This is a genomic window from Microbacterium sp. NPDC019599, from assembly GCF_040632175.1.
GTDB lineage: Bacteria > Actinomycetota > Actinomycetes > Actinomycetales > Microbacteriaceae > Microbacterium.
Map to the genome: position 1 here is coordinate 375,228 of NZ_JBEYBL010000002.1, position 16,309 is coordinate 391,536.

Annotated in this window: 17 protein-coding genes and 1 pseudogene; 10 read left to right on the top strand and 8 right to left on the bottom strand. The window is 72.6% G+C overall.

Going from position 1 to position 16,309, the window contains the following annotated elements:
* Window positions 1-97 precede the first annotated feature (97 nt).
* Window positions 98-1,183 (bottom strand): GTP 3',8-cyclase MoaA, encoded by a 1,086-nt coding sequence (moaA, locus tag ABZ477_RS05150; RefSeq protein ID WP_360128883.1) that lies wholly within the window; start codon window positions 1,181-1,183, stop codon window positions 98-100.
* Between the two features lie 172 nt (window positions 1,184-1,355).
* On the opposite strand from moaA, the gene ABZ477_RS05155 reads away from it, so the two are divergent.
* From ABZ477_RS05155 to cydC, 4 genes are all read left to right on the top strand, one after another.
* Window positions 1,356-2,801: a cytochrome ubiquinol oxidase subunit I gene (locus ABZ477_RS05155; protein WP_360128886.1), complete on the top strand. Its 1,446-nt coding sequence runs from the start codon at window positions 1,356-1,358 to the stop codon at window positions 2,799-2,801.
* A 17-nt stretch (window positions 2,802-2,818) separates the two neighbouring features.
* Window positions 2,819-3,850 carry a cytochrome d ubiquinol oxidase subunit II gene (cydB, locus tag ABZ477_RS05160; RefSeq protein WP_360128889.1) on the top strand — a complete coding sequence of 344 codons (1,032 nt, stop codon included), beginning with the start codon at window positions 2,819-2,821 and terminating at the stop codon, window positions 3,848-3,850.
* Window positions 3,851-3,971: 121 nt separating this feature from the next.
* Window positions 3,972-5,780 carry a thiol reductant ABC exporter subunit CydD gene (gene cydD, locus ABZ477_RS05165; RefSeq protein ID WP_360128892.1) on the top strand — a complete coding sequence of 603 codons (1,809 nt, stop codon included), beginning with the start codon at window positions 3,972-3,974 and terminating at the stop codon, window positions 5,778-5,780.
* Window positions 5,781-5,836: 56 nt separating this feature from the next.
* Complete coding sequence (gene cydC / locus ABZ477_RS05170; protein WP_360129817.1) at window positions 5,837-7,465, top strand: thiol reductant ABC exporter subunit CydC; 1,629 nt, start codon at window positions 5,837-5,839, stop codon at window positions 7,463-7,465.
* A gap of 109 nt (window positions 7,466-7,574) precedes the next feature.
* On the opposite strand, the gene ABZ477_RS05175 is transcribed toward cydC, so the two are convergent.
* The 5 genes from ABZ477_RS05175 to ABZ477_RS05195 are packed head-to-tail and all read right to left on the bottom strand — an operon-like array spanning window position 7,575 to window position 10,917.
* Window positions 7,575-8,171 (bottom strand): GNAT family N-acetyltransferase, encoded by a 597-nt coding sequence (locus tag ABZ477_RS05175; RefSeq protein WP_360128895.1) that lies wholly within the window; start codon window positions 8,169-8,171, stop codon window positions 7,575-7,577.
* Window positions 8,172-8,181: 10 nt separating this feature from the next.
* Entirely contained in the window at window positions 8,182-8,928 is a 747-nt protein-coding gene (locus tag ABZ477_RS05180; RefSeq protein ID WP_360128898.1) for an ATP-binding cassette domain-containing protein, read from the bottom strand.
* Window positions 8,925-9,731, bottom strand: a complete 807-nt coding sequence (locus tag ABZ477_RS05185; RefSeq protein ID WP_360128901.1) for an ABC transporter permease — start codon at window positions 9,729-9,731, stop codon at window positions 8,925-8,927. The genes ABZ477_RS05180 and ABZ477_RS05185 overlap by 4 nt, the downstream gene beginning before the upstream one ends.
* A complete protein-coding gene (modA, locus tag ABZ477_RS05190; protein WP_360128904.1) occupies window positions 9,728-10,522 on the bottom strand; it encodes a molybdate ABC transporter substrate-binding protein in 795 nt (264 codons plus the stop codon). The genes ABZ477_RS05185 and modA overlap by 4 nt, the downstream gene beginning before the upstream one ends.
* Complete coding sequence (locus ABZ477_RS05195) at window positions 10,519-10,917, bottom strand: TOBE domain-containing protein (RefSeq protein WP_360128907.1); 399 nt, start codon at window positions 10,915-10,917, stop codon at window positions 10,519-10,521. Before ABZ477_RS05195 ends, modA begins: the two co-directional genes overlap by 4 nt.
* 145 nt (window positions 10,918-11,062) lie before the next feature.
* On the opposite strand from ABZ477_RS05195, the gene ABZ477_RS05200 reads away from it, so the two are divergent.
* The 6 genes and pseudogenes from ABZ477_RS05200 (at window position 11,063) to ABZ477_RS05225 (ending at window position 15,257) form a co-directional block, all read left to right on the top strand.
* Window positions 11,063-12,196 (top strand): HesA/MoeB/ThiF family protein, encoded by a 1,134-nt coding sequence (locus tag ABZ477_RS05200; RefSeq protein WP_360128910.1) that lies wholly within the window; start codon window positions 11,063-11,065, stop codon window positions 12,194-12,196.
* Entirely contained in the window at window positions 12,193-13,437 is a 1,245-nt protein-coding gene (gene glp, locus ABZ477_RS05205; protein ID WP_360128913.1) for a gephyrin-like molybdotransferase Glp, read from the top strand. Before ABZ477_RS05200 ends, glp begins: the two co-directional genes overlap by 4 nt.
* Window positions 13,434-13,898: pseudogene (gene moaC, locus ABZ477_RS05210) on the top strand (cyclic pyranopterin monophosphate synthase MoaC); the annotation flags it as partial. The gene glp and the pseudogene moaC, both read left to right, overlap by 4 nt.
* Window positions 13,899-14,134: 236 nt before the next feature.
* Window positions 14,135-14,758, top strand: a complete 624-nt coding sequence (locus ABZ477_RS05215; RefSeq protein ID WP_360128916.1) for an NTP transferase domain-containing protein — start codon at window positions 14,135-14,137, stop codon at window positions 14,756-14,758.
* Window positions 14,755-15,024: a DUF6457 domain-containing protein gene (locus ABZ477_RS05220; protein ID WP_360128919.1), complete on the top strand. Its 270-nt coding sequence runs from the start codon at window positions 14,755-14,757 to the stop codon at window positions 15,022-15,024. Before ABZ477_RS05215 ends, ABZ477_RS05220 begins: the two co-directional genes overlap by 4 nt.
* Window positions 15,024-15,257 carry a MoaD/ThiS family protein gene (locus ABZ477_RS05225; protein WP_360128922.1) on the top strand — a complete coding sequence of 78 codons (234 nt, stop codon included), beginning with the start codon at window positions 15,024-15,026 and terminating at the stop codon, window positions 15,255-15,257. Before ABZ477_RS05220 ends, ABZ477_RS05225 begins: the two co-directional genes overlap by 1 nt.
* Window positions 15,258-15,367: 110 nt before the next feature.
* On the opposite strand, the gene ABZ477_RS05230 is transcribed toward ABZ477_RS05225, so the two are convergent.
* On the bottom strand, window positions 15,368-15,796 hold the full coding sequence (locus ABZ477_RS05230) for a molybdenum cofactor biosynthesis protein MoaE (RefSeq protein WP_360128925.1): 429 nt from the start codon (window positions 15,794-15,796) through the stop codon (window positions 15,368-15,370).
* Window positions 15,793-16,293 (bottom strand): molybdopterin-binding protein, encoded by a 501-nt coding sequence (locus ABZ477_RS05235; protein ID WP_360128928.1) that lies wholly within the window; start codon window positions 16,291-16,293, stop codon window positions 15,793-15,795. The genes ABZ477_RS05230 and ABZ477_RS05235 overlap by 4 nt, the downstream gene beginning before the upstream one ends.
* Between the last annotated feature and the right edge of the window lie 16 nt (window positions 16,294-16,309).

Sequence of the window (16,309 nt, forward strand, 5' to 3'; positions counted from 1 at the left end):
CTCGGGCGTTTCGTCTCGTCGCTCCGCTCCTCGCTCAACGACCGGAAACGTCGGTCGTTGAGCGAGCGAAGCGAGACGAAACGCCCCGAAGCCCCGCTCAGCCCCCGATGGCGTTCATGCCGCGCGCGGGCTGGAGGAACCCGGGGTCGTTGATCGCATGACCGGGGAGCTTCCCGCGCACGCAGGAGCGCAGCATCCCGTCGATCTCGACGTCCGTGCCCCCGTCTGGCGACCGCAGGACGGGCAGGAGGTCGTACTCGGTCGTGGAGAAGAGGCAGTTGCGCAGCTGGCCGTCGGCCGTGAGGCGCAGTCGGTCGCAGTCGCCGCAGAAGGGCGCCGTGACCGAGGCGATGACGCCGACCGTGCGCGGTCCGCCGTCGATCATCCAGCGCTCCGCGGGCGCTCCCCCGCGGCCCGGCACGGGCATGAGGGTCCAGCGCGCCGCGAGCGCGTCGAGGATCTCGTCGCGCGTCACCATGCGCGAGCGGTCCCACGTGTGACCGGCGTCGAGGGGCATCTGCTCGATGAACCGCAGCTCGGCGTCGTGGTCGAGCGCGAACTGCACGAGCTCCGTGAGCTCGTCGAGATTGACGTCGCGCATCGCGACGGCGTTGAGCTTGAGGGGGCGGAGTCCGGATGCTGCCGCCGCCGCGATCCCCGCGAGAACGTCGTCGAGCCGATCACGCCGCGTCAGGTCGCGGAACCGGTCGCGGCGCAGCGTGTCGAGCGAGATGTTGAGCCGGCGCAGTCCCGCGTCGACGAGCCCGGGGAGCAGTTCGGGCAGCCGGATCCCGTTGGTCGTCATCGCGAGCTCGACGGGTCGCCCGTCCGGCCCTTCGATGACGGCCAGGCGCCGGACGACCTCGACGATGTCGGTGCGCAGGAGCGGCTCACCGCCCGTCAGTCGGAAGGTCGTCACCCCAGCCGCCGCGGCCACGGTCGCGATCCGCACGATCTCGTCCAGCGTCAGGATGCTCGACTTCGCGAGCCACTCGTTGCCCTGCTCCGGCATGCAGTAGGTGCAGCGCAGCGAGCAGCGGTCGGTCAGCGAGATCCGCAGGTCCCGGTGGACGCGCCCGTAGGTGTCCACGAGCGGTCCGGATGCCGCCTCCTCGGCCGCGGTCGCGGCGGACTTCGAGGACCACGCGCGCGGCATCCCGATCGAAACGGGCACCGCGGTCATGCCCGCACTTCCCGTCGCCTCATCCTTCGAGGGTAATCCCGGCTCGGCGGCGCCGCGGCGGGATGCCCTGGTTTATTCGAGAGCGAGGTTTTTCACGGCCCACCTTCTGTATTCCTGAAAGGATCCTGAGTACCGTAGGGCCCGTTGGCGCCCGTGTGATGTGGGAGGTCCCATGGATTGGCTCGATCCGCTGCTGCTGGCTCGCTGGCAGTTCGGCCTGACGACGCTCTATCACTTCCTCTTCGTGCCGCTCACGCTCGGGATGGCCCTGACGGTCTCGATCTTCCAGACGGCGTGGTTCCGGACGGCGAACCTGAAGTGGCTTCATCTGACCCGCTTCTTCGGCAAGATCTTCCTGATCAACTTCGCGATGGGTGTCGTCACCGGCATCGTGCAGGAGTTCCAGTTCGGCATGAACTGGTCGGCCTACAGCCGCTTCGTCGGCGACATCTTCGGTGCGCCGCTCGCTTTCGAGGGCCTCATGGCGTTCTTCTTCGAGGCGACCTTCATCGGCCTGTGGATCTTCGGGTGGGACAAGCTGCCCAAGGGCCTGCACCTCGCGAGCATCTGGATCGCGACGATCGGCGCGTGGTTCTCGGCGTACTTCATCCTCGCGGCCAACGCCTTCATGCAGAACCCGGTCGGCTACAAGATGGCCGCCGACGGCTCGCGCGCCGAGATGACGGACTTCCTGGCGGTCCTCACGAACCCTGTCGCGCTCGCGGCCCTCCCCCACACGCTCTTCGCCGCCTTCATGATGACGGCCGGCGTCATCATCTCGATCTCCGCCTGGCACCTGCTGCGCAAGCAGAACGTCGACATGATGCGCTCGTCGCTGCGCTACGGCCTGTGGGGCATGATCATCGCCTTCGCCGGCGTCGCGATCTCGGGCGACCAGCTCGGTCTCGTCATGGTGTCGACGCAGCCCATGAAGATGGCGGCCGCCGAGGCCCTGTTCGACTCGGCGTGCGGCTACGACGCCTCCTTCTCGCTCTTCTCGATCGGCACACCCGACGGCACGGGAGAGGTCTGGTCGCTGCGCATCCCGTATCTCCTGGCCCTCCTGTCGACGCACTCGATCGACGGCTGCGTGGAGGGCATCAACGACCTCAACGAGCTGTACGCGACCGAGATGTTCCCGCAGTTCGCCGACCAGGTCGACGGCAACTTCGCGCCCATCCTTTGGATCACGTACTGGTCGTTCCGCTGGATGATCGGCCTCGGCGGTGTCGCGGCGCTCACCGCGGTGGTGGGCCTGTGGCTCACGCGCAAGAAGGCGAAGCGCGACGTTCCGGCGTGGGCGTGGAAGCTCGCGATCTGGGCATGGCCGGCCTCGCTCGGCGCGATCCTCATCGGCTGGATCTTCACCGAGATGGGCCGCCAGCCCTGGATCGTCTTCAGCCTCATGCTCACGCAGGACGGCGTCTCGCCGAGCGTCCCGGGCTGGAACGTCCTCGTCTCGCTCATCTCGTTCACGGCCATCTACGCCGCACTCGCGATCGTCGAGGTCGGGCTCATCATGAAGACCTCGAAGAGGGGCCCCGATCCGCTGCCCGGGCCGGATGAGCCGCATCCGAGCGAGGTCGCACTCGAAGACACCCCCACGACGGTCTACTGAGGAACGAGGAGCACATCATGGATCTCGCCTACCTCTGGTTCTTCATCGTCGGCTTCCTCTTCGTCGGCTACTTCGTCCTCGACGGGTTCGACTTCGGCGTCGGCATGTCTCTGCCGTTCCTCGGCAAGGACGACATCAGCCGCCGCCAGATCATCAACACGATCGGCCCCGTGTGGGACCTCAACGAGACGTGGGTCATCGTCGCCGGCGCGTGCCTGTTCGCAGCCTTCCCGCACTGGTACGCGACGCTGTTCAGCGGCTTCTACCTCGCGCTGCTGCTCATCCTGCTCGCGCTCATCCTGCGCGGCGTCTCGTTCGAATACCGCCACCAGCGCGACGGCCTGCGCTGGAAGAAGGGCTTCGACACGATGATCGTCGTCGGGTCGGCGGTCCCCGCCCTGCTCTGGGGCGTCGCGGTCGCCAACATCGTCCAGGGCGTGCCGATCGATGCCGACATGGAGTTCACGGGGTCGCTCCTGACGCTCCTGAACCCGTACGGCCTCCTCGGCGGGCTCACGACGCTGCTGCTGTTCTTCACGCACGGCGTGTACTTCGTGGCGCTCAAGACCGATGGCCAGGTGCACGACGACGCCCGCGGGCTCGCCCGTCGCAGCAGCATCCTGACCGTCGTCGTCGCCGCGGTCTTCCTCGTGTGGACGATCCTGCTGGCGTTCGGCGAGGGACGGCCGCTCGCGTGGCTCGTCGTGGTCTTCGCCGCAGTGGCCGCGGTGCTGCTGATCGGCTCGGTCATCGCCAACCTCCGCGATCGCGAGGGCTGGGCGTTCGGCCTCGGCGCGTTCACGATCGTCGCCGCCGTGCTCGGCCTGTGGTTCGCGCTGTTCCCGTTCGTCATGCCGTCGACGACCGATCCCGCCTACAGCCTCACGATCGAGAACGCCTCGAGCACCGACTACACGCTCACGATCATGAGCTGGGCGGCGCTCGTGTTCCTGCCGCTCGTCCTGCTCTACCAGGCCTGGACGTACTGGATCTTCCGCAAGCGCGTCTCGCGCACGCGCATCGAGCGGGCGGCGGCGCTGGTCCACTGACCTCTTCCTGTGCCCGCCGAACCCACCCGTTCGGCGCGAACCCACCGGCTCGTGCTCACCGCATCACGTGGGTTCGCCGACAATGGGTGGGTTCGGCGGAGTGGATAGGCTCGATGAGCACATGAGTGATACGGACGCGGCTCCCCGCGCGAAGCGGACTCCCCCCGTCGACCCGCGACTGCTCAAGCACGCGAGCGCCGCGCGGTGGTTCTTCCTCGCGATCGCCGCCCTCGCGTTCGGGCAGACGGTCGTCATCGTCGCGTTCGCGTGGCTGCTGACCCGATCGGTCGTCGGCGCGATCGAGGGGATGCCGTGGGACGAGCTCGCGACGACGCTCGGCGCCCTCGCGCTCGTCGTTCTGCTGCGGGCGATCCTGCTCTGGGCGCGCGAGACCGTCGCGGCGCGAGCCGCGGCGCGCGTCGAGACGCAGCTGCGCGACCGCGTCGTCGAGGCGGTCGGGATGCTGGGCCCCGAGTGGCTCGGGCAGCGCAACTCCGCGCAGCTCGCCGTGACGGCGGGACGCGGGCTCGCGGCCCTCGAGGCGTACTTCGGCCGGTACCTGCCGCAGCTCGTGCAGACCGTCATCGCGACGCCGATCATCCTCGCCGTCATGTGGTGGCAGGACTGGATCTCTGGCCTCACTGTGCTGCTCACGATCCCGCTCATCCCGCTCTTCATGGTGCTCATCGGGCTCGCGACGCGGTCGGTGCAGCAGCGGCAGTGGCACACGCTCCACCAGCTCGCGGCGCGCTTCTCCGACACGGTCCAGGGGCTCTCGACGCTCAAGGTCTTCGGGCGGCAGCACCGGGCTGCGGCATCCATCTCCTCCGTCACGCAGCGGTACCGGCGGGAGACGATGAAGGTGCTGCGGGTCTCGTTCGTGTCCGGATTCGCCCTGGAGTTCCTCGCCTCGATCTCGGTCGCGATCGTCGCCGTCTCGATCGGCTTCCGGCTGCTCGACGGCTCGCTCGCGCTCATGGTCGGACTGTTCGTGCTGCTGCTGGCTCCCGAGGCCTACCTGCCGCTGCGCCAGGTCGGCGTGCAGTTCCACGCGGCGGCCGAGGGCGTCGCCGCGACCGACGACGTGTTCGCGGTGCTGGATGCGGCCCGCCAGCCGTCATCGGTCGTTGAGCGAGGAGCGCAGCGACGAGACGAAACGCCCCGCGCTCGCGTCGATGCGGAACGCGTTTCGTCTCGCTTCGCTCGCTCAACGACCGGGGCGGTCCCCGAGCCTGCCGAGGGGTCGAACGCAAACTCGGCCTCGGAACGGGGCACGTCATCCGCGGCCGCGGGCCATTCCGCGCTCGTCCTGGAAGGCCTGCGCGTGCGGCGCGGGGAGCAGCTCCTCGCGCCCGTCGACCTCGTCGCGCGACCCGGTGAGGTCGTCCTCCTCGAGGGGCCGAGCGGGTCGGGCAAGTCGAGCGTGCTCGCCGCGCTCCGGGGTGCCGCGACGTTCCAGGGCGCGGCGACGTACGGCGGGCGCGACCTCCGCTCCTTCGCCCCCTGGCAGTGGCTCGCATGGGCCGGCCAGCAGCCGGGGCTCGTGGCGGGCAGCATCCGCGACAACGTCGCGCTCGGCGACCCCTCCGCGCATTCGGCGACCGTCCGGCGGGCGCTGAAGCTCGCAGGGGCCGGTGACCTCGACCCGGCTCAGGAGCTCGGCGTCCAGGGCGCGGGTCTGTCCGGCGGTCAGGCGCAGCGCGTCGCCGTTGCGCGGGCGTTCCACCGGCACCTGCGCGGTCTCGCGAGGGTCGTCGCGCTCGACGAGCCCAGCTCCGCGCTCGACGCCGAGACCGAAGCCCGGCTCTGGGCCTCCGTGCGCTCGCTCGCGGACGACGGGGCGACCGTGGTCCTCGTGTCGCACCGGACGTCTGCGCGCGACATCGCCGACGCCGTCGTCCGCCTCGAGCCGAGCGAGGTGAGAGTGTGAGAGACCCGACGACGATCCCGGATGCTGCCACCCCGGTCGCCGTCCTCCGCGGCGCGATGCCGCCGATGCGGCGGTTCTGGCCGGGAGCAGCATCCGCCTTCCTCTCCGAAGGGTCCGCCGTCGCCCTGCTCGCGGTCAGCGCGTGGCTCATCGTGCGCGCGAGCGAGCAGCCGCTCGTCATGTACGTCACCGCTGCGGTCGTCGGGGTGCGCCTCTTCGCGATCACGCGGGCCGTCTTCCGGTACACCGACCGCCTCGCGAGCCACGACGCCGCCCTGCGCCAGCTCGCCACGACCCGCACGTCGCTCGTGCGGCGGCTCATCCCGCTCGCGCCGGACGGCCTGGCCCGCACGCGGCGCGGCTCGGTGCTGGGCGCCCTCGTCGACGACGTCGACGACCTCCAGAACCTGCCGCTGCGCGTGGTCCAGCCGCTCATCGCGTCCGCCGCCGTCGCGGTCGGAGCCGTCGTGCTCATCGCGTTCGTCTGGTGGCCCGCTGCGCTGACGCTCCTCGCGTGCCTCGCACTCGCAGCAGGCGCGGCGCTGCTGTGGGGCTGGGCATCCGGATCCCGCGCCGAGCGCGCCATCGCGCCGCTGCGCGCGGGGCTCGCCGACGCGATCCTCGACCACATCTCGAGCCTCGACGTCCTCATCGCGTTCGGCGCCGAGTCCCAGAGCCGCGCCCGCGTCCACACCGCCGACGCAGCCTTGCGCCGTGCCGTCAACCGTCGCGCCGCCTCCCAGGCCGGCACGGCGGCCCTCGTCTCGCTCGCGGCCGGCGCCGCCTCGGTCGCCGCCGTCGCCGTGTCGGCGCCCGCGGTCGGCGACGGGCTCCAGGGTCCGTCGCTCGCGGTCGCCGTCCTCGTGCCGATGGCGGTCTTCGAGGTCTTCGCCGCCGTGCCCCTCGCGGCCTCTGCGTGGCGCCAGGTCCGCGCCTCGGCGGGACGGATCGCCGATGCCCTGCCGGCCGGACTCCCGGCCGGACTCCCTGCCGACACGATCGCGCCGACCGGCGAAGGACCCGCACTCGGACACGGCCTCCGGCTGCGCGGCGTCGCGGCGCGCTGGCCCCACGCGACGGGACCGGCCCTGGACGGGATCGATCTCGACGTCCGGCCCGGCGAGCGCGTCCTCGTGGTCGGCTCCAGCGGCGCGGGCAAGACGACGCTCGCGCACGTGCTCGTGCGGTTCCTGGACAGCTCCGGGGAGTACAGGATCGGCGGGCGACCGGTCCACGACCTCGCGGCCGACGACGTGCGCCTGACGGTCGGGCTGTGCGAACAGCATCCGATGCTCTTCGACGAGGACATCCGCCAGAACCTCCTGTTCGCCCGCGACACCGCGACGGATGCCGAGCTGCTCGCCGTCCTCGAGCGCGTCGGCCTCGCGTCCTGGGTGCACGAGCGCGGCGGCCTCGACGCACGCGTCGGCGAGCGCGGGGCGCTGGTGTCGGGCGGTCAGGCCCAGCGCATCGCGCTCGCCCGCGCGCTGCTGCGCGGCTTCCCCGTGCTCGTGCTCGACGAGCCGACCGCGGGGGTGGACCCCGAGGCATCCGACGCCCTGCTCGCCGACCTCCTGTTCGCCGTCGGGACGGACCAGGCGGTGATCCTCATCTCGCACGTGACGGTGCCGGCAGGGCTCGTCGACCGCGTCGTGCGGCTCGAGCGCGGGCGCGTCGCGGCCTGAGGCCCTCGGCACCCACCCCACGTTCGTCTCCGTGGAACGCCGGCTTTTCGGCGCCCCAGCGCGCGTTCCACGGAGACGAGGCGATGTCGCGGGAGCGGATGGGAGCCCGCTACAGCGCCTTCCCGAAGGCCTGGACGCCCTCGTGGGACTCGAGGGGCTCGAACCCGAGGCGTGGGTAGAAGGCGACCGCGCCGGTGTTGCCGCTCGACGCGACGAGGTGCAGCGCCTGGACGCCCTTGGCTCGAAGGGCCCCTTCGAGCGTCTCGATGAGACGGCGCCCCCAGCCCTGGCCCTGCGCCTCGGGCAGCAGGTCGATGTGCAGGTGTGCCGGATAGCGCTCGGCGTACGGCTCGGCGCCCGCGCGGCGGGCGTAGGCGTAGATGAGGATGCCGTCCTGCCGCGTCGTCTCGACCTCGGGCCGGGGCCAGCGATCGGCGAAGCCCGGCCACCACTCCCCGGCGAACCAGTCCTCGAACTCGGGGGTGTCCGGTGCGCCCACCACGTACCCGACGACCCGTCCGTCGTCGGTCTCGACGACGAACGCGAGATCGGGATGCCGCGCGACGTAGGGCAGCACGAAGAGCTCGGCCCAGAGGCCGTCGTCGTCGAGCACACCCGTCGCGTCGATGCCGTCGTCGGCGGTCTTGAGGCAGATTTCGGCTAGCGCGGGTTCGTCGCCCGGCCGGAAGGGGCGGATGCGGGTCACCCGGCCGAGTCTAGATACTCCCGTCGAACCGGTGCGCCGCTGCCACGGCCGCGATGAAGCGGGTGGCGGGTGCGCTCAGCACGTCCTCGACGGGTCCGGCCTGCACCGTCCGCCCCGCCTCGACGACGACGAGCCTTCCGGCGAGCGCAGCCGCGTCGGCCGCGTCGTGGGACACCACGACGGCCGTCGCCCGGGTCGCGGCGAGCTGTGCACGCAGGAGGGCCCGGACGTCAGCGGCCGTCTCGACGTCCAGCGAGGTCAGCGGCTCGTCGAGCAGCAGCACGCGGGGCTCGACGGCGAGCGCGCGGGCGAGGGCGACGCGCTGCTGCTGACCGCCGGACAGGCGAGCCGGATGCCGCTCCCCTGCCCCCTCGAGTCCCACGCGGGCGAGCCAGGCGTCCGCGTCGCGGTGCGCGTCGGCCTTGGCGATCCCCTTCGCGCGCGGCCCGAAAGCGACGTTCTCGCGGGCCGTCAGATGGGGGAAGAGCCGCGGATCCTGACCCAGCAGCACGACGCCTCGGCGATCGGGTGGAACGTGGAGTCGTGCCGCCGCATCCGCGACAGCCGTCGCGTCGAGCCGCACATGACCGCCGTCGAGGTGCGCGAGCCCCGCCAGCGCCGCCAGCAGCGTCGACTTCCCCGCGCCGCTGGGGCCCATGACCGCCACGATCTCACCGGACCCGGCGGCGAGCTGCACCTCGAGTTCGAACCCGTGGCGCCGCACGACGACGTGCGCGTCGAGCGCTGCGCCGGTCATCGCGGCGTCTCCGGACGCCACGCGCGCACGAGCAGCAGCACGGCGATCGCCGTGACGAGCAGGAGCAGCGAGAGCGCGACGGCCGTCCCCTGGGTCACGCCGGCCCCGTTGAACGCGGTGTAGATGGCAAGAGGCATCGTCTGCGTGACTCCGGGCGCGTTGCCGGCGAAGAGCGCCGTCGCCCCGAACTCGCCGATCGCGCGCGCGAAGCACAGGATGACGCCCGCGATGAGTCCCGGTGCCGCCAGCGGCAGCGTCACGCGGCGCAGGATCGTCCAGCGGCTCGCGCCGAGCGCGGCCGCCGTCTGCTCGTAGCCGATGCCGACGGTCCGCAGCGACCCCTCGACAGCGAGGACGAGGAAAGGCAGCGCGACGAAGGTCTGCGCGAGCACGACGGCGGTCGTCGAGAAGGGGATCCGGATGCCCCACTCCGCCAGGACGCCGCCGAGCGGGCTCGACCGGCCGAACAGGAACAGCAGCGCGATCCCGCCGACCATGGGGGGCAGCACGAGCGGCACCGTCACGAGCGCGCGCAGGACTCCCGCGGTGCGGGCGGGGCTGCGCGCGATGACCAGCGCGAGCGGGATGCCGAGCACGGCGCACACGAGTGTCGCGACGACTCCCGTTCCGAGCGAGAGCAGCAGCGCGGAGACCGCTTCGGGCGATGTGACGTCGCTCCACAGCGTCGACCAGTCGACGCGCACGACGAGCGTCAGGAGCGGCAGGACGAGCAGCGCGAGGCCGAGGATCGCCGGCAGCAGCAGGATCTGCGGGACGAAGCCTCGGGTCTCGCCCGACCTCACGGGGCGCCGAATCCGAGCCCCGCGAGCACGTCCTGGCCCTCGGCATCGAGCACGAACTCCGCGAACGCGGCAGCCGCGTGGGGGTTCGCAGCATCCGTCAGCGCTGCGACGGGGTAGCGGTTGACGACGTCGGCGGCCCCTTCCGGCACGATCGACTCGACGTCGTCGCGCCCCTGCACGTCCGTGACGTAGACCAGACCTGCGTCGGCCTCGCCCGCCGCGACCTTCGTGAGCACCGCCGTCACGTTCTGCTCGGAGCTCGCGGGCGTCACGGTCAGCCCCGCATTCGCGAGGAGGGTCTGGGATGCCGCGCCGCACGGCACCTCGGGCGCGCACAGCACGACCGTGACACTGTCGTCGGCGAGATCGCTGAGGTCCTCCACACCGCCCGGGTTCCCCGCCGGAACCGCGATGACGAGCGTGTTCGTGGCGAAGAGCTCGGAACCACTCGCGAGCCCCGCGTCGAGGACCTTCTGCATGTTCGCCTCGTCGGCCGACGCGAAGACGTCAGCGGGAGCGCCCTCGATGAGCTGCGTCGCGAGGGTGCTCGAGCCGTCGTAGACGATCGGCAGGACCTCGAGGCTCGGGTTGCGCGCCTCGAACTGCGTCGCGAGCTCGTCGAACGCCGTCTTGAGGGAGGCCGCTGCGTAGATCGTGAGCTCGCCCGTGAGCTCCTCGCCGACGGGCGTGCTCTCCGCCGGCGACGCTTCGGGATCCTCGTCGGACTGGGAGGCACACCCGCCCAGGAGGACGACCGCGGCGAAGGCGAGGACGGCGGCGACACGCTTCAACGAGGCTCCTTGGGGGTTTCGACGATGACGTTGGTGGCCTTGACGACCGCGACGGCGAGGGACCCGACCTCGAGCCCGAGGTCCTGCACGGCTTCGGCCGACAAGAGCGAGACGACGCGATGCGGACCGGCCTGGATGTCGACCTGCGCCATGATCCCGTCGACCTGCACGCGCGTGACGAGGCCGACGAAGCGGTTGCGGGCGCTGGAGAGCACGTCGGTGGGATCGGATGCTGTCCGCGCGAGCTCGACCGCCCGCTCGGCGAGTGCGTCTCCGGGGATCCCGGCCGGCGTCGCGTCCGTGACGGGCAGCACGCCCTGGTCCACCCAGCGACGCACGGTGTCATCGCTGACGCCGAGCAGCCGTGCGGCTTCGGCGATCTTGTAGGTCGGCATATGTCGAACCTAGCACCGCATCTGCGGGTGATTTCCGCTTCTGTACCCGCATCTGCGGTGCAACAGCGACCCCGGGCTTCGGCGGCCGGATTTCCACGCCCTTCCGTACGGATCCCGCCTTCTGCCGGGTGGCTACCCTGGGAGCATGCCCCTGCGACCGCTGGTCGAGCCCGTCTCCGCGTTGAGCGATGCGGAGCGGATCCGCACGGCCCGGCACACGCGGCTGGCGGGGTTCGGCGACTCGGCGCAGCGCCGGCTCGCGGCCGCGCGCATCGCCGTCGTCGGGGCCGGCGGCCTCGGCTCGCCCGTCGTCCTCGCGCTCGCGGCGGCCGGAGTCGGCGAGCTCATCGTCATCGACGACGACGTCGTCGAGCAGTCGAACCTTCAGCGGCAGGTGCTGCACCGCGTCCGCGACGTCGGGCGGCCGAAGGTCGACAGCGCCGTGCGCGTCGCGGCCGACCTCGCTCCCGAGACCGTCGTGCGGCCGGTCGGCGAACGACTCGACAGCGCGAACGCCGCCGCTCTCCTCGCCGGCGCGCATCTCGTGATCGACGGCACCGACACGTTCGAGACGCGAGAAGCCGTGGCCTCCGCCTGCGAAGCGCTCGGAGTTCCGCTCGTCTGGGGCACGGTGCAGGGCTTCGACGCCCAGATCACGGTGTTCTGGAGCCGCCCGCCGGAGGGGACTGCCCCCGTGGTCCTCGCCGACCTGTACCCGCCGCACAGCGTCGGCGAGGTCCCGACCTGCGCCGACGTCGGCGTCCTCGGAGCGCTGTGCCTCCAGGTCGGCGCCCTCCTCGCGACGGAGGCGATCAAGCTCGTGACCGGTGTCGGCGAGCCGCTGGTCGGGCGCGTCCTGGTGATCGACGGGCTGCGGTCGCGGCAGCACGAGGTCGCCCTGCGCGCCGCGACGGCACCCGTGGTGCCCGCCGTCGCGCCCGTGGTGCCCGCCGTCGCGCCCGCGGCGCGGCAGACTGCGCCACCCCTCGTCGGCCCCGAAGCGCTTGCCGGCGCGGCCGTGGTCGACGTTCGCGAGCACGACGAAGTCGCGACGGGCATGGTGCCGGGTTCGCGCCACATCCCGCTCGCGGACCTCCTGGCCGACCCCGCCGCCGTCGGCGCGGGTCCGGTCGTGGTCGTCTGCAAGGTGGGCGTCCGGGCGCGCCGCGCCGCGGAAGCGCTCCGCGCCGCCGGCATCGAGGCATCCGTGTTGGCAGGCGGCCTCGACGCATGGCCGGGAGCGCTCGCCCCGTCGGGCTCCGCCCGGGTCCCGGCGTGAGCCTCGACACTCCGCGCGAGGTCGAGGAGCAGCAGCGCCTCGTCCTGTCGCGGGCCCGCACGCTCGAAGCGACGACGGTGCCGGTGTGGGCGGCGCTCGGACGCACCCTCCGCGAGCCGCTGAGCGCGGGCGTCGACATCCCCGTCTTCGACAACTCCGCGATGGACGGCTTCGCCGTGCGGTTCGCGGACGTCGCGGATGCCTCGCCCGAGCGCCCGGTGCGGCTCCGCGTCGTCGCCGACCTGCCCGCCGGGACGGCGCTGGATCCACCGCTCGGACGCGGCGAGGCCGCCCGGATCATGACCGGCTCGCCTGTGCCGACAGCATCCGACGCGATCGTCCCGTTCGAGGACACCGCAGGCGGGCTCGCGGACTCGCTCGGCGAGATCGTCGTCAGGCACGCCCCGAAGGCGGTGGGATCCCACATCCGCCGCCGCGGCGAGGACGCGGTCTCCGGGACCGAGCTGCTCGCTGCGGGCGGCGTGCTGGGACCCCTTCAGCTCTCGGCCGCCGCGGCGGCGGGGATCGTCGACGTGGTGGTGTCGCGCGTGCCGCGCGTCGCGGTCGTTTCGACCGGCTCGGAGCTCGCGGCCCCGGGCGTGCCACTCGAGCGCGGGCGCATCCCCGAGTCGAACAGCGAGCTGCTCACGGGGCTCGTGTCGCTCGCGGGAGCCGAGGTCGTGCTCCGTCTCAGTGTGCCCGACGACGGCGACGGACCCGCCCGCGCCGTCGGCGAGGCGGCCGCGCTCGGCGCCGATGTCGTCGTCTTCACCGGCGGCGTGAGCGCTGGCGCGTACGAGCCCGTCAAGCAGACCCTGTCCGGCTCGATGGAGTTCACGAAGGTGCGCATGCAGCCGGGCAAGCCGCAGGGCTTCGGCGCGACGGAGAACGGGATGCTGCTCTTCGGGCTGCCCGGGAACCCTGTGAGCGCCGCGGTCTCGTTCGAGGTCTTCGTCCGGCCCGCCCTGCTCGCCCTCCAAGGCCGCACCGAGCTGCACCGGCCTCGGATCGCGCTGCCCGCGGCGGTCGGCTGGCGGACCCCTCCGGGCCGGCGGCAGTATCTCCCTGCGGCGATCGACCGCACCGACGCGGCTCGGTGGACCGTGCGCCCCGCGACCGCCGGGGGGTCCGGCTCGCATCTCGCCGGCGGGCTCGCCCGCGCCGAGGCCTACGCCGTCGTGCCGGCCGACGTCGACGCCGTCGAGGCGGGCGACCTCGTCGATGTCATGCTGATCGCATGACTTTCACCCATCTCGACGAGGCCGGACGCGCCCGCATGGTCGACGTCACGGCGAAGGCGCCGACGGTCCGCGCCGCGACGGCCCGAGGCTTCGTCCGCTGCTCGCCCGACGTCGTCGCCGCACTTCGCGACCGCGCGGTGCCGAAGGGCGACGTCCTCGCAGTCGCGCGCATCGCCGGCATCCAGGCCGCCAAGCGCACTCCCGACCTCCTGCCCCTCGCCCACGTCATCGGCGTGCACGGCGCCGCCGTCGACCTGCACATCGTCGACGACGGCGTCGAGGTCGAGGCGACGGTCCGCACGGCCGACCGCACGGGCGTCGAGATGGAGGCGCTCACGGCCGTCTCCGTCGCCGCCCTCGCCGTCGTCGACATGGTGAAGGGCCTCGACAAGTCGACCTCGATCGAGAACGTGCGGATCACGGCGAAGGAGGGCGGCCGCTCTGGGACATGGGTGCGCCAGGGCGAGCCTGGCTCCGCGGGCGCTGGCGTGCCGGACACCGCCGACGACGCAGGCGAGCCAGACACCGCCGACGGTGCGGCTGCACTGGGCGCCGCGCCGGCCACCGCCGAGGGCGCAGCTGCGCCGGGTTCCGCGCCAGATCAGACCGCACCGGCGCCCACGGACCCGCACGCGGAGAGCCCGCGTCCCGCCGACGCGCTCGATCACCCGCACGACGACGCCCCGGTCGTCGAGTCGTGACCACGTTCGGCGCGATCCTGCTCGCCGGCGGCCGAGCAGCCCGCGTCGACGGCGCCGCCAAGCCGCTCTTCGAGGTGGGCGGCCAGACCCTGCTCGCCCGCGCCGTCACTGCTGTGACGGGCACCGGCGCTCAGCCGATCGTCGTCGCCGGCCCTGTCCTCGACGCCGCCCTCGACGTCGCCTGGGTCGTCGAGGATCCGCCCTTCGGCGGGCCCGTCGCAGGCATCGTCGCAGCGCTCAGCCGCGACGACCTGTGGGCGCCCGAGCCCGACTGGACGTTCGTCCTGGCATGCGACCTCCCCCGTGTCGGAGCCGCCGTCGAGCGGCTGAGATCCGACATCCTGCTCCTCCCCTCCGACACCGAGGGCGTGTGCCTCGCCGACGCGTCCAGTCGCCCGCAATGGCTCACGGGCGCGTACCGGACGCGAGCGCTGAGGGCGGCTGCGAAAGCCGTCCCGGATGCCGGCCGCGACGCCCCTGTCAGGGTGCTCCTCGCGGACCTCGCGATCGCCGCGATCGCCGCGCCCGACGACCTCACGCGCGACATCGACACGTGGGAGGATCTCAGCAGCGCCCGCGCATCGGCGGGCGAAGCACGTCCGGCACAGGAGGAGTCATGACCGAGGCATCCCGCACCCTTCCGCCCGAGGCGCTCGACTCATGGGCCGGGGCGCTGCGCGAGCGCTTCGACCTCGCCGACGACGACGTGCCCATCGCGCTCATCCTCGACCTCGCCCGCGACGTCGCGAACGGCGTCGCGCGTCCCGCGGCGCCCCTGAGCGCCTTCGTCGCCGGCCTCGTCGCAGGTCGTGCGGGCGGGTCGCCGGCGGATGTCGAGTCCGCCGTCGCGGCGGTCACGCAGCTCGCCGGCACCTGGGAGGCCTGATGGCGCGCGTCCGCTACTTCGCGGCTGCCGCCGAGGCGACGGGCCTCGACGTCGAGGAGCGCCCGGAAGCCACACTGGGTGCGCTGCGTCGCGCCGTGGCGTCGGATCACCCCGGTCTCGGCGGCATCCTCCCCCGCTGCGCCGTGCTCGTGGGCGGTGCGCGCGTCGGCGACGAGACGCCGCTCGGGTCGGACGACCTCGTCGACGTCCTGCCGCCCTTCGCCGGCGGCTGACCCGACCGCTCCGCCGCGCCTCGACAAGCTCGGACCTCGACCCCTCGACGAGCTCGGGGACCGTGCCGCGCCGGGACCCGGGGCCCGTTGACCGAACTCCGCCGATGGCGTCAGCCGCCGAGGCCCTTCCAGGCCGTCGTGCCGTCGGCCTCGACCTGGCGCTTCCAGACCGGGAGGTCGGTCTTGATCGTCTCGATGATCGCGCGACAGACCTCGAACGCCTGCGCGCGGTGCGAGGACGACACGGCGATGACGACGGCCGCGTCGCCCACCTCCAGGCGTCCGACGCGGTGGCTCACCGCCACGAGCGCTCCCGTGTCGCCGATCGCGCCCTCGGCGATGCGCCGGAGGGCGGCCGCGGCGTCGGGGTGAGCGGAGTACTCCAGCGCGACGACGGCGGTCGCGGCATCCGGATCGTGATCGCGCACGCGACCGACGAAGGTCGTCTCGGCCCCCATCGTGGCGTCCGAGACAGCTGCGAGGTGCGCGTCGACGTCGAGGGGACTGTCGCTGATCGCGGCGAGCCGCACGCCGTTCATGCGTGGTCTCCGCCCGTGAGCTGATCGATGACGTGCCGGGCGACCGACAGGATGACGGGCATCCCGGATGCCACGGCCTTGGGAGACCCCGGCAGATTGACGATGAGCGCACCCGCCGTCACGCCGGGCACGGGCTCGGCCACGCCGGCAAGACCGCGGGACAGCATCCCGCCCGGCGTGTCGGACGCGCCGATGCGGCGGAGCTCCTCGGCGATGCCGGGGACCTCGCGCCCGATGACGCGCGACGTGCCCTCTGGGGTCTCGTCGCGGGGACCCACGCCTGTGCCGCCCGTCGTCACGACGAGCCGGGCGCCTCCCGCGAGCACGGCCCAGAGGGCGCGCTCGACGCTGTCGGCGCCGTCGGGCACGACGATGGGATCGTCGCACGAGAACCCCGCACGCACGAGCTCGGAGGTCGCGACGGGCCCCGCCGAATCCGCTCGCTCGCCCGCCGCCGACCTGTCTGACACCGTGATGACGGCGGCCGGGTAGGTCATCTCTTCAGCCTAGATC

Excerpts from the sequence above, each read along its gene's own strand:
- moaA (WP_360128883.1), bottom strand. The coding sequence starts at position 1,183 with ATGACCGCGGTGCCCGTTTCGATCGGGATGCCGCGCGCGTGGTCCTCG.
- ABZ477_RS05155 (WP_360128886.1), top strand. The coding sequence starts at position 1,356 with ATGGATTGGCTCGATCCGCTGCTGCTGGCTCGCTGGCAGTTCGGCCTG.
- cydB (WP_360128889.1), top strand. The coding sequence starts at position 2,819 with ATGGATCTCGCCTACCTCTGGTTCTTCATCGTCGGCTTCCTCTTCGTC.
- cydD (WP_360128892.1), top strand. The coding sequence starts at position 3,972 with ATGAGTGATACGGACGCGGCTCCCCGCGCGAAGCGGACTCCCCCCGTC.
- cydC (WP_360129817.1), top strand. The coding sequence starts at position 5,837 with ATGCCGCCGATGCGGCGGTTCTGGCCGGGAGCAGCATCCGCCTTCCTC.
- ABZ477_RS05180 (WP_360128898.1), bottom strand. The coding sequence starts at position 8,928 with ATGACCGGCGCAGCGCTCGACGCGCACGTCGTCGTGCGGCGCCACGGG.
- ABZ477_RS05195 (WP_360128907.1), bottom strand. The coding sequence starts at position 10,917 with ATGCCGACCTACAAGATCGCCGAAGCCGCACGGCTGCTCGGCGTCAGC.
- ABZ477_RS05200 (WP_360128910.1), top strand. The coding sequence starts at position 11,063 with ATGCCCCTGCGACCGCTGGTCGAGCCCGTCTCCGCGTTGAGCGATGCG.
- ABZ477_RS05220 (WP_360128919.1), top strand. The coding sequence starts at position 14,755 with ATGACCGAGGCATCCCGCACCCTTCCGCCCGAGGCGCTCGACTCATGG.
- ABZ477_RS05225 (WP_360128922.1), top strand. The coding sequence starts at position 15,024 with ATGGCGCGCGTCCGCTACTTCGCGGCTGCCGCCGAGGCGACGGGCCTC.
- ABZ477_RS05230 (WP_360128925.1), bottom strand. The coding sequence starts at position 15,796 with ATGAACGGCGTGCGGCTCGCCGCGATCAGCGACAGTCCCCTCGACGTC.
- ABZ477_RS05235 (WP_360128928.1), bottom strand. The coding sequence starts at position 16,293 with ATGACCTACCCGGCCGCCGTCATCACGGTGTCAGACAGGTCGGCGGCG.